The organism is Oleiphilus sp. HI0043, from assembly GCF_001634935.1.
In genome coordinates, this window is record NZ_LWEY01001888.1 from 1 (window position 1) to 12718 (window position 12718).

At 44.8% G+C, this 12718-nt stretch carries 10 protein-coding genes; 5 read left to right on the plus strand and 5 right to left on the minus strand.

What is annotated here, in order from left to right:
- Nucleotides 1–225 precede the first annotated feature (225 nt).
- On the minus strand, nucleotides 226–1425 hold the full coding sequence (gene tyrS, locus A3729_RS28890; protein WP_068634548.1) for a tyrosine--tRNA ligase: 1200 nt from the start codon (nucleotides 1423–1425) through the stop codon (nucleotides 226–228).
- 302 nt (nucleotides 1426–1727) lie between these two features.
- Here tyrS and A3729_RS28895 point away from each other — a divergent pair, with 302 nt between their 5' ends.
- The gene (locus tag A3729_RS28895) at nucleotides 1728–3002 is read left to right on the plus strand and encodes an OapA family protein (protein WP_197476256.1); all 1275 of its coding nucleotides are present in this window, start codon (nucleotides 1728–1730) and stop codon (nucleotides 3000–3002) included.
- Nucleotides 3003–3022: 20 nt separating this feature from the next.
- Nucleotides 3023–4132 carry an anhydro-N-acetylmuramic acid kinase gene (locus A3729_RS28900; RefSeq protein ID WP_068513055.1) on the plus strand — a complete coding sequence of 370 codons (1110 nt, stop codon included), beginning with the start codon at nucleotides 3023–3025 and terminating at the stop codon, nucleotides 4130–4132.
- Here A3729_RS28900 and A3729_RS28905 read toward each other — a convergent pair.
- Complete coding sequence (locus tag A3729_RS28905) at nucleotides 4120–5772, minus strand: NAD(P)/FAD-dependent oxidoreductase (RefSeq protein WP_082880411.1); 1653 nt, start codon at nucleotides 5770–5772, stop codon at nucleotides 4120–4122. The genes A3729_RS28900 and A3729_RS28905 overlap by 13 nt on opposite strands.
- Nucleotides 5773–5934: 162 nt before the next feature.
- On the opposite strand from A3729_RS28905, the gene A3729_RS28910 reads away from it, so the two are divergent.
- On the plus strand, nucleotides 5935–6468 hold the full coding sequence (locus A3729_RS28910) for a PadR family transcriptional regulator (RefSeq protein WP_068513060.1): 534 nt from the start codon (nucleotides 5935–5937) through the stop codon (nucleotides 6466–6468).
- Between the two features lie 91 nt (nucleotides 6469–6559).
- Complete coding sequence (locus tag A3729_RS28915; protein WP_068634549.1) at nucleotides 6560–8374, plus strand: DEAD/DEAH box helicase; 1815 nt, start codon at nucleotides 6560–6562, stop codon at nucleotides 8372–8374.
- A 92-nt stretch (nucleotides 8375–8466) separates the two neighbouring features.
- Here A3729_RS28915 and A3729_RS28920 read toward each other — a convergent pair whose 3' ends face one another.
- The gene (locus tag A3729_RS28920) at nucleotides 8467–8880 is read right to left on the minus strand and encodes a cytochrome c5 family protein (protein WP_231872168.1); all 414 of its coding nucleotides are present in this window, start codon (nucleotides 8878–8880) and stop codon (nucleotides 8467–8469) included.
- Between the two features lie 426 nt (nucleotides 8881–9306).
- On the opposite strand from A3729_RS28920, the gene A3729_RS28925 reads away from it, so the two are divergent.
- On the plus strand, nucleotides 9307–9516 hold the full coding sequence (locus A3729_RS28925; RefSeq protein ID WP_068511735.1) for a cold-shock protein: 210 nt from the start codon (nucleotides 9307–9309) through the stop codon (nucleotides 9514–9516).
- A gap of 94 nt (nucleotides 9517–9610) precedes the next feature.
- Here A3729_RS28925 and A3729_RS28930 read toward each other — a convergent pair whose 3' ends face one another.
- Both A3729_RS28930 and aceF read right to left on the minus strand, forming a co-directional pair.
- Nucleotides 9611–11032, minus strand: a complete 1422-nt coding sequence (locus A3729_RS28930; RefSeq protein WP_068511734.1) for a hypothetical protein — start codon at nucleotides 11030–11032, stop codon at nucleotides 9611–9613.
- Between the two features lie 87 nt (nucleotides 11033–11119).
- Nucleotides 11120–12712 carry a dihydrolipoyllysine-residue acetyltransferase gene (aceF, locus tag A3729_RS28935; protein ID WP_231872189.1) on the minus strand — a complete coding sequence of 531 codons (1593 nt, stop codon included), beginning with the start codon at nucleotides 12710–12712 and terminating at the stop codon, nucleotides 11120–11122.
- Nucleotides 12713–12718 lie beyond the last annotated feature (6 nt).

Here is a 12718-nt window from a genome sequence, read left to right on the forward strand (position 1 = left end):
ACGATTTTTTTTAATTTGTTTTCGAAGAAATTTAAATTCAAAACCGAAAACCAAAACCTTTAACAAGCGAAGATAAATTACTGATTTTAATCACTTAATTTATCCTCTATCTCCTTCAAACTTCGCCGCTTTCGAAGCGGTTCGCCTTAAGGAGGTGCGCATTATATAGAGCTGATTCTTTAGGTCAACACCTTTATCAAACTTTTTATAAATTAGTTTGTAACGCTATTTTAACGAGACTTTAGCTATCTTTTTCTTGCCCGCCTGAATCACATATATACCAGGCACCGACAACTTCAAGCTCGCCTCTACCTTCTCGCCTTCTACATAGACTGCACCGCGACCCAAGACATCTTTAGCTGCTGCACCATTCTTTACCAAAGCCGCCATTCTTAGTACAGCAGATACTGGCAACTCCGACTGCCCCTCAGCATCAACATCAACTTCCGGAACATTATCTGGAATCTCACCCAAACCGACTCGGTTGCCTGCCGAGTTATGCGCAGTCGCCGCCGACTCCGCATCATGGAAACGCTCAATGATTTCGCGCGCAAACAGATCTTTAACCTCTTGCGGGTTTCTCCCTTGCGCAACCTCTTGTTTAAGAACCTCTATCTCTGCCAATGACTTAAAGCTTAATAATTCATAGTAGCGCCAGATCATTTCATCAGGTAGCGATAGCAACTTCGTGTACATCTCACCCGGCGCATCATTCACACCCACATAGTTATTGAGCGATTTGGACATTTTCTGGACACCATCCAAACCCTCTAATAAAGGCATCGTTAGAATTGTCTGAGGATCCATACCCGCATTTTTCTGCAAAGTACGCCCCATTAATAAGTTGAACTTTTGGTCAGTTCCACCCAATTCAACATCTGCCGCCATTGCAACCGAGTCATAACCTTGCACTAACGGGTACAAGAACTCATGAATTGCAATGGACTGCTCCCCTTTAAAGCGCTTACTAAAGTCATCACGCTCTAGCATTCTCGCTACAGTATATTGCCCGGCCAGCTTGATCATATCCGCAGCAGACATCTTCGACATCCATTCTGAGTTAAACATGACCGCTGTTAACTCAGGATCTAAAATTTTGAACACCTGCTCTTTATAGGTCTGCGCATTTTGCGCCACCTGCTCTTCAGTCAAAGGCGGCCGTGTAGCACTTTTACCGGTAGGATCACCAATCATGCCGGTAAAGTCACCAATCAAGAACAGCACCTCATGACCAAGATCCTGAAACTGCTTCAACTTATTAATGAGTACCGTATGCCCTAAATGTAAATCTGGAGCAGTTGGGTCAAATCCAGCTTTGACACGAAGTTTCTTCCCCGCCTCAAGCTTCTTTACTAAGTCTTCTTCTACTATTAACTCTTCAGCTCCGCGTTTAATAATTTCTAGAGCTTCTTGAACCGATCCCATCTTAAACTTCACCTTTCAACGCATACCAATAACAATCGAGAAACAATCGCGACATCAAAAAACAAACAAGTATATCATCTTTAACATTACTGTAAGCTTTATAAACAAACATTGACTTTGCTTGAACCCAGCTTACAACTATACTTATAGGAATATTTAACAGATTTTCACATTTTTATGTGACTTCTAAAAAGCATTAATACTCACTTTATTGAGTAAAGCAATTAATTAAAGCAGGCCAGACGTTGATTCACGCCTTTCCAAAAAAGCACATGATAGCCGCCAGCCTCACCGGCGCGGTAATGACACTTGTACTTGCACTGAGCCCTAGCAGCAAAGTCAATGCAACCAGAACGTCCATCGAGATTGATCTAGATAACCAGGTTTTGTCTAGCAGCGAGAGCGTTAAAGCATTAAACACGCAAGAGCCCAGCCAGCAGCCCCTGATTGCCAGCCCAACGCCTAAAGTCGAAAACTGGCAGAGTTTTGATATCAAATCAGGCAATACATTATCAACACTGTTTGCTAAAGCCGGGTACAACGATAAAATCATGTACTCCGTTATACACTCGTCGAAAGCTGCAAAGCAGATTGCTAACATTTACCCTGGCGAAAAAATCGCCTTTCTTAACGATGAGAACGAGCAACTTTCCCAAATCAAACTGGTTCGCTCCCCCCTTAAGTCAATTGTATTTAAACGGGATGAAAACAATTCTTTCACTAAAGAAGTTGTTACTCGCACCCCGGATATTCATATCGCCTACGGTGAGGGAACTATAGAAAGCTCATTATTCCTTGCAGGGCAAAAGGCCGGGCTCTCACAGTCGCAGATTATGGAGCTAGCCAATATTTTCGGCTGGGATATCGACTTCATTTTAGATATCCGCTCCGGCGACAAGTTCAACCTAATCTATGAAGAGTTATACCTAGACGGAGAAAAGTACAAAAACGGCAGAATTTTAGCGGCCAACTTCCACAACCGTGAACGAGAACTTTCTGCCGTCCTCTATGAACAAGAAAACGGCATTAGTAATTACTTTACTCCTGACGGAAAAAGCATGCGGAAGGCCTTTATCAGAACGCCTGTCGACTTCGCTCGCATCTCCTCACGCTTCAACCTGCGTCGCAAGCACCCTATTCTACATAAAATCAGAGCGCACAAAGGCACTGACTACGCCGCGGCGACCGGCACGCCAATCAAAGCTACTGGTGACGGCAAGGTTATTCATGCAGCCAGAAAAGGTGGTTACGGTAAAACTGTCATCATCCAACACGGACAAAGCATCACCACTCTTTATGCTCACATGAATGGCTACGCACGCGGCATCCGCTCGGGCAAGCGCGTTAAGCAAGGCCAAATCATTGGCTATGTCGGTAGCACAGGACGTTCAACAGGGCCCCATCTTCATTATGAATTTAGAGTTAACGGTGTCCACAAAAACTCTCTAAAGGTGAAACTGCCACACGCGAGCCCTATCCCTAAAAAGGAGCTTGCTCGCTTTAAGAAAGCAACACACTCACACTTGGCACAGCTCGAGACCTTTTCAGAAAGTTATCAAGTCGCCTCTAATCAGTAAGTACAGATAGAGTCCCTGATATGGCAGACAAACTATATATAGGCGTCATGTCTGGCACCAGCATGGACGGAATCGATACCGTCCTTGCCTCAATATCTGAAAACAAAACCACCGGCATTGAATCATTTAGCGCACCATTTTCAAGCTCGCTTAAGTCGAAACTTCAGTCATTGTCACTACCAGGCGACAATGAGATAGACCGCCTTGGCGAAGCCAGTGTCGAGCTAGGTGAAGCTATTGCGGAAACCGTGAACGATTTACTCAAGAAAGCCAACAAGAATAGTAGCGATGTTTGCGCCATCGGTTGTCACGGACAAACAATCAGACACCGCCCTGAGTCAAGCAAACCCTTTTCACTCCAGATAGGCGACCCAAGTACAATCGCCCACATCACTAATATCACGACGATTACCGATTTCAGAATGGCAGATATGGCCGCGAAGGGGCAAGGCGCACCATTAGTCCCCGCATTTCACCAAGCAGTATTTGGCGACTCAAACGAAACGAGAATCGTTGCCAATATTGGCGGCATCGCGAACATTTCAGTGCTCTCAAAAACAAAGAACAAGCTATCCGGCTACGACACAGGCCCCGGAAATATGCTTATGGACCTATGGATTCAAAGCCGCTTAAAGAAAGCGTACGATCATAATGGCGACTGGGCGAGCACAGGGTCTGTTATCGAAGATTTATTACAGGGTTTTCTCGACGAGCCCTATTTCAAACAAACAGCACCCAAAAGCACCGGTAAAGAACTGTTTAACTCAGCATGGATAGCCAATAAGATTGCAAACAGCACATTCCAAAGCGAAGATATTCAGCGCACGCTACTCGAGCTAACGGCCAGCACAATTAGTAACAGCATCATCACCAGCACTAATGGTGATGGCTGCGACATCTTCGTCTGCGGCGGCGGCATCAATAATCAACTACTAATGACTCGCCTCCAAAACCTGCTTCCAAGCTATCGCTTAAGTTCAACCCTCGACCTGGGAATAGACCCGCAATTGGTTGAGGCCAGCGCTTTCGCCTGGTTAGCAAGACAAACACTGAACAACCTGCCAGGCAATGCCTGCTCCGTTACGGGAGCAAGCAAGAGCAAAATATTAGGTGGAATTTACCCCGCTTGAAGCGATTCCTTCGAAGCCTCTTCCGTATTTTGTTCTGGCTGCCACTTCTTTATTAACCCCATAACCTTGTAGCCTTTTACCCCCATCATTGCGCTAGCAGTCATCACACCTGCCATCAATGCGCCACCAACACCCGCAGTCACTACATCAGCACCGGTAAGGTAGAAGTTTTTAATCGGCGTTACCGGATGCAACCACGCCTGTTCAAAGCGCTCTACGCTATGGTCAATACCATAAATCTCGCCTTCTTCATTCCATTGAAACCATTGAGTCGAAAGCGGCGTCGAAAGCTCAACATAATCAAGAGCATCTTTTAATTGTGGCATTTGCTCGTAAAGCATATTCATCAATTTTTCAGTAAGCTTCACCTTAAGCGCTTCGTACTCTTCCCCGCGCTTATTCCAGGTCGACCCTTCCCATTCCGCAAACCACTCTGGCTTACAGGGTGCTACAATCTCTGCCGTAGACTTTCCAGGATAGCGTTCATTCCAGCTTGGATCTTTTGCTGAAGGAAAAGAAATATAGGTAAGCGGCAGTTCTGCTTCCAAGCTCTCATTGAACTTACTTACATTGTCATCATGATCACTCGTCGGGTATATCCAGAAGTTTTTCTTAGGTATCCCTAATTCTTTTGCCGTACCTTTAAAGCCCGCGTAAATACATATATGCGACGAGGAAATCTCCACTCTTTCTAACAACTTATTCAGTTTATGCTTTTTGATAGCCGACTCTGGCAGCAATTTATTCACCGTGGGATATAAACCAGCGCAACTTACCACTGCATCAGCCGTAATTTCCTGACCTTTCTTCAGCCTTACGCCATAAGCTTTATTGTTTTTGATGAGAATTTCATCCACACCAGCATAGGTAAAGACATTTCCTCCTGAACGCTGAATCACTGGAATAATTGTCTCTGCAATTTTTGCTGCCCCCCCAACCGGGTAACTACCACCATTCAAGTAATGCTTCGCCACCATCGCATGCATCATGAATGATGCTTTCTTAGGAGGTAAACCATAATCCCCCCACTGAGCGGTTAAGACGCCGATAAGTTCTTCGTTATCAGTAAGCTCTTTCAGCACCTCGTAAGTTGTTTTATAGAAATAATCCGGAAGAAATTTATGGCGAACGCGGTTATAGAGCAAACCTGCCATTCTGGGCATTGCCTGTCCGGCAAAGAATTTTGGCACAAGAGAGCTTACCCTATATAGAAGCTCCACATACTTATCGATAGCTTCAGTCTCTGATGGAAAATTCTTCTTCATCTCGTCTTTGAAAGCGTCTTTTCCCGCTAGGTAGTTATACTCTTTACCGCCTATAATCACTTGATCGAAAAGCGGGTCCATCTCTTCCCATTTGAGCTGACCATCTGTGATCACATCAAACAAACGGCGCAGCACCGTCCAAGGCTTATGAACCTCACCAATATAATGAACACCAACATCCCACTCATAACCATTGCGCTCATAGGCGTGCGTGTAGCCACCTGCGGTATAGTGCTGTTCTAGCACACAAACCTTCTTTCCCAACTTTGAGAGTAAGGCCGCATTTGCCAGGCCACCTATTCCGGAACCAATAACAATCACATCATAATGATCATCTGCTTTGTTTTTTCTATATCGAGTTCCAGTTCGCACCATTATTTCTCTCCACTGCATCAATCAGTCAAAAACACAAAAAACCAAGCTCACGACAAGCTCATTATTTCGACATATTACCTCGCAAACAAATTATTATGCAACTTATTGCATATTGAAAAATAATATATACTAGCCAATGTCTATTCAATTTAGAGCTGAGCCATGTCCTTAAAACACGCCATTCTCGTATTATTAGAAACCGAACCAGGCAGCGGTTATGACCTATTAAAACAATTTAAAGAAGGACTAGGGTATTTTTGGAATGCAAGCCACCAGCAAATTTATCAGCAACTAAAAGTTCTTTTAGAGCAGGATTTTATCTCCTGCAACAATATAAAACAGACTGATAAACCCGATAAAAAGGTTTACGACATCACAGCAAAAGGCGTTGAAGAGCTCAAGCAATGGCTATCGGCGCAGGTAAAACCGAATAAAACCAATGATGCCCTCTTGGTAAAGGTTTTTGGCGGCCACCTTATCGATCAAAACAACTTGTTAGAGGAAATTGAAGCGCATCAAGCGCTACACCAAAAGACATTACAAAGCCTTCTATCGATAGAGCAGAGCTACTTAAGCCTGCCCCCAGAGAAGCAAGCCAACTATAAACTTCCCTACCTTACACTAAGGCGCGGAATCATTGGTGAACAAGCCTGGTTAAGCTGGGCAGAGGAAGCCTTAGAGTCGATCAAAAAATAATCAAAGCTTTTTTTCTCAAATCTGCGTATAATTGCCGCCCTTTTATTCTGTCCTCGCGTCAGAACCATTTTATCGATAGGCATTCCTAACTATGACAGACTCCACGCCTCAATTTGAGCAACTTGGTCTCCCCGAAAATATCTTAAAAGCCGTAAAGGATCTTGGATACGAAACCCCTTCTCCAATCCAAGCTCAAGCAATACCCACACTTCTTAGCGGCAAAGACATTTTGGGTCAAGCTCAAACCGGCACCGGAAAGACTGCAGCATTTGCCCTCCCTTTACTTGCAAATATCGACGCAAACAAGTCTGAAACGCAAGTATTGGTGTTAGCCCCTACACGCGAGCTAGCGATTCAGGTTGCTGAAGCATGTCAAAGTTATGCGAAACACATGAAGAACTTCCATGTTCTTCCTATTTACGGCGGCCAAAGCTATAGCAACCAGTTACGCCAGCTCAAGCGCGGCGCACAAGTGGTGGTTGGCACTCCGGGACGCGTCATGGATCACATGCGACGCGGGACGCTGAAACTCAACACCCTAAAAACCTTAGTACTTGATGAAGCAGATGAAATGCTACGCATGGGCTTTATTGATGATGTTGAATGGGTATTGGAACACACACCCGAGGATCGGCAAATCGCCCTATTCTCTGCGACCATGCCTCGCGAGATTAAGAAAGTAGCCCAGAACCACCTCACAGACCCAGAGATCATTAAAATCGCTGATAAAACAGCGACGGCAAAAACCATCAACCAGCGTTATATGATGACCTCCGGCATCGATAAGCTAGAAGCTTTGACTCGCGTTTTGGAGATGGAAACCTACGATGGTGTCATTATTTTCGTACGTACTAAAATTGCCACCGAAGAGCTTGCGTCAAAACTTAACGCTCGCGGTTATTCGGCGGCGGCTCTAAACGGCGATATAGCACAAGCGGCCCGAGAGAAAACAGTAGACCGCCTAAAGAAAGGTGGCATCGATATCCTTATCGGAACTGACGTTGTCGCGCGAGGTCTGGATGTGGAACGCATCAGTCACGTCATCAACTATGACGTTCCTTACGATACTGAAGCCTACGTTCACCGAATTGGCCGAACAGGCCGCGCCGGTCGTTCAGGTGATGCAATACTTTTCATCACACCACGTGAAAAGCGCATGCTTCGCTCTATTGAGAAGGCAACGAGCCAAGCTATTACACGAATGGATGTGCCGACAGCGAATGTCATTAATCAGATTCGCGTAGACCAGTTCAAGAAAAACATCCTGGAGCTACTTGAGTCTAACGACACCAGCTTTTTCCAAGAGATCATCGAAACGCTCATTGAAGAAAGTCATGCAGACCCGATCAAAATTGCTGCTGCACTCGCTCATATCAATAATGGTAATCGTCCCTTCTTGCTTGATCCGAATAGCGATAGAAAGATCAACAAACCCGAGCGAGAAAGGGAACCAAGGGAACCAAGAGAAAGAGATAGCCGAGGCGGTATGGATAAGTTGAAAGCCGCTCCTCGCCCACTAAGGGATCATCCAGATGTTAAACTGGTTCGCTACCGCTTGGACGTAGGCTATAAAGATAATGTCAAACCTGGCAATATCGTCGGCGCTATCGCAAACACTGCTGATTTAGATAGCGAATACATCGGACAAATTGAGATATACAACAACTTCAGTACGGTAGACTTACCTGACGGCATGCCTAAGTCGGTTTTATCTTTACTTAAAGCAGCTCGTGTCGCGAACAAGCCAATCAATCTGCGTAACTTCTCTATGGATGAAGTTGACGAAGGCTCTTTAAGGCCTAGCCCTAATAAGCGAAACACTAAGCCTCGCTCAAATCGACGTAGCGGAAGCAAGCCAGACCGTAAAGGAAAGGCTAATCGAAGCCGTGATAGAGATAGAAGCTAAGTAAATTGCAGACACAAAAAAACCGGACTTAGAGAAATCTAGTCCGGTTTTTTTGTGTCTAACAGCAGTTCTAGTTATTGCTAATTAATAACTTACTTACTGTTTTCAAGAATATAGTTAACTGTCGCAGCAATCTCGTCATCAGAGCAAGACATACATGTACCTTTAGGAGGCATCGCGTTTACACCAGAAATAGCATTAGCGATCAAAGCATCCACACCTTTTGCAGAACGATCAGCCCAAGTCGCTGCATCACCAAATTTCGGAGCGCCCATCGCACCAGTACCGTGACATGCTGCACATGAAGTGTCATAGATTTCTTTTGCGCTTTTAGGCCCTGACGCTACGGCTGCAGCAGCTGTACCACAGTCATCACCTTCAACACATACTTTACCGACCGGCTTCAATCGATCACGAATAGAGTCTTCATCCATTGCTGCATTAACAGAGAACACGACTGCCATAGTCATTACAGTTGATAGCAACACTTTGATTAGCTTATTCACTTAACACCTCATCTCTCATTTAATATTTATAGTGCACCTACTCTCATTTGATATTTATAGTACACCTATAATGTTGGCAGCATTATAGGGCATATTACAAACAACACAACCGTAGATATCTTCGAAAAAGCCCGGAAAAGTCGTTCTAAGGCAGCCAAATAAACCTATCTCACACCTTATTCCTAGATTAGGTCATATTTGTTAATTTTTTCTGCATTGTTCTTTGTTCAAAGCCCAATCCTTGACTACACTTGAACTTGAGTTTGAAAATATTCGCAAGAGCTGGTTTCTGTCCCAAGTTATAAAAAGGATGAAGAGCCCTTCAAATAGGTAATTCAAACAGCAATATGAGCCTCTCAGGTAACCCCTATAAAGTTATTACAGAGTACTCATTGAATAGTAAATTAAAATGGAAAAGGTTAGATAATGTCAGAAACACTTTCAGGAACCGTTAAATGGTTCAATGAATCAAAAGGCTTTGGTTTTATTCAGCGTGAGAATGGACCAGACTTGTTTGTTCACTTCAGCAATATTCAAGGCGACGGTTTTAAAACTTTGGCAGAAGGCCAAGCAGTTACATTTACAGAAGGCTCTGGCCAGAAGGGCCCTCAGGCTGAAAATGTAAACCCTGCATAGTAAGAATTCCTCATTCAACCCCGTTCCGGGGTTGAATTTTTCCTCTCTCACAAGCCTCACACTCAGTCAGCTAAACTCCTCAAATAAGCGACCTCTAGCGAAACCAACGTTTACCATTTCGAAAAGCTCTATTCAATTCAAACAGTCCACGATTGAAGTGCACTCGACACTTTTGTAACAGCGTATACTCTATGATTCGACGCTGATATAGGTGCAGGCTGACATGCCCCCAAACTACCCACCAGCGAACCGGATTCATTCCTTTACCTGACTTACCCGTGTCTTTATTCAAAAGCATTACATTCAATTGAACATCTGGCTTTTTAGGGTGATCGAGCACTAGACCAGTACCTTTAAAGCCCATTTTCTTGTATCGATAGACCCAATCATCGAGACTCGAAACCATTACGTACTTCTTACCCGCCGACAAGCCTTCACGGTACATATTTTCAAACACACCATGCAGAACGTCGGTGTCCTGATAGTACTTTTCAATACATATCGCGGTAATTTCCATAAGCTCTTCATATTGAGGCAGCTTTGCAAAAAGGCTCTTTGGTAATAACTGGTCAAGCTCAAATGGCTTCTCACCTCGCTCACCAAATACCAGCAAAGCACTACCGATTACGCGCTCATTATGAAAAGCAATCAATATCCGACCATAAGCATCCTGCTGCATAGCAAAGCGTGCAATAGGGTCATCTTTGTTACACATCCCCATACTCGCGTATGACTTGCGACGCAATTTCAAGACGGCTTCGTACTCCGCCTGAGTTTCAACAAAACGATACTGAACCAGCTCTTGAATATGCTGGGCATTCATACCCGCTCGACTAATGTCTCGCGGCGTCTTCTGTGCAAAATGGAAGCAATGCTGAGCCAGCTCGTCTTCTGCCAAATACGAAAGTGAGGGCGTTTCAATAAAGCATCTAATTTTATTCTGATCCGTTAACGAAACGTTGGACACCTTACCGACGACATTCTGAAGCTCTTGAATCGAACCCAAGCTATACTTCAGCTCCATACCTTCAAACAAGGTAAACTCTGTGTGAATCCCGCTTGCATAGAAGCCATTGCGAGACAAACTCTCCACCTCAAAATAGGCGTTTTGTTTGTAGACAAAAGGGTGAACCATTTGTCCTTTTAGGCTTTGTTCGGCACTTAAGTGGATAGGATGGAAACGGTCGTGCTTACTGCTCTGTTCGTGCTCAATGACCGCCGCAATTTTTACCTGCCCCTGCCTGATGGGCTGCCGGTCTATAATAAGCCCTTTAATCAGGTACTCGTGGTGTATCAAGGGGCTTACTAATACTTCTATTTTCCCTCCCACTTTCAGATCATCAGCATGCTCTTTTGAAACCGAGATAGCAAAGCCCAAACTTGAGAAGTCTGTGAGGGAAACCGAGAGGCTTTTATGCTCCAGACGAATCATCGCCTGGAAACCGTGCTTCCCGCTTAAAGATTGCCGAGCGATACGTCTATCTTCTCGGCTTATGAACTGGGTCTTAAATTCCATTATGGAAGTTACTCTAATTAATTGACAGCCTACAGCTATTTATTGAATTTATTATTTAATGACTGCCCGCATTCTGTACAATTTTTCCTACAATAACAACTCTCGCAAGTCACCTAGCACCTGTGACAATAAAGTTGTGAAACGCGCAGCATCGGCTCCGTTAACTGCTCGATGATCATAAGATAAAGACAGTGGCAACATTAAGCGTGGTTTGAAGGCTTCACCGCCATCCCAAACCGGTTTCATTTGCGCTTTCGATACCCCTAAGATCGCCACTTCCGGTGTATTTACAATTGGTGTAAAGGCGGTACCGCCCACACCACCTAAACTAGAAATAGTAAAACATGCCCCCTGCATATCCGCTGGCGACAACTTTCTGTCTTTCGCTTTGGCTGCCAAAGACTGGCATTCCTGGGCAATATCCCAAAGGCTTTTTTGGTCGACATTGCGAATAACCGGAACAACCAAGCCAGCAGGCGTATCTACTGCCAAGCCGATGTGTATATATTTCTTACGTACAATTTTCTCGTTTTTTATATCGAGTGAAACATTGAACTGCGGTAGCTGCTGCAAAGCATAAGCGCACGCTTTTATAATGAAGGCTACCGGTGTCAGCTTTACGCCGCGACTCTCAGCCTGTGCTTTGTGGCCTTTTCGAAAAGCCTCAAGGTCTGTAATGTCCGCCTCATCAAACTGCGTAACATGCGGAACCGTTAGCCAACTGGCCTGCATATTCTTAGCAGTAAGGCGCTGAAGTTTATCCATCTGCTGGATTTCAACTTCTCCAAATATTGAGAAGTCAGGCAAAGCAATTTCAGGAAGACCTAGCCCCCCTTGGTTACCACTTTGCGCAGCCTGGACCTGAGACTTTATATATTTCCTTAAGTCCTCTTTCAGAATTCTACTTCGAGGCCCGGAACCCTTTACTCGAGACAACTCAACTCCATGCTCTCTCGCAAATTTACGAACTGCAGGACCTGCATGAACCTTGCTTCCTGAAATCTGAGGCAGCACCGCAGGCGCATCATCCTCACTTACGATTGTCTCTTCCCGGGCATCAGTGTCATGCTCAGGTTTGGGCTTATTTTCATTGCTAGGCTTGCTGATTTCTTCGTTAGCATTCGCTGCTGATGAACCACCTTCAACCTTGAGCTCTGCAATAATATCACCTTTGGAAACCTTGTCTCCAACTTTGATATTAAGCGTTTGCAAAATACCCGACTCAGAGCAAGGTATCTCCATGGTTGCTTTATCAGACTCCAGCACAATCATCGCCTGATCACACTCTAAGGCATCACCTACTTCAACCAAGACCTCAATGACTTCAACCGATTCACTTCCGCCTAAATCCGGTACAGCTACCTGAACAAGCTCACTTTGCGGTGTTTCGCCCGGACTCTTCTCTTCCGAAGCTGATTCCTCAAGCTGAGCGTTCCCCTCAGAGGGTTCCATCACCAGTACCAAGGAACCTTCACTGACTTTGTCTCCTACTGTCAAAGAAACTGATTCAACCTTCCCCGCACATGGACTGGGTACCTCAACGGTCGCCTTATCCGATTCCAATACAATAAGTGAGCTGTCCACCTCAATTTCATCACCAGGAGATACACAGACCTCTACAACCTCTACTTCGCCCTCAACTCCGACATTGGGGACTTTGACTTCTATCGAATTCATCATCGTCTC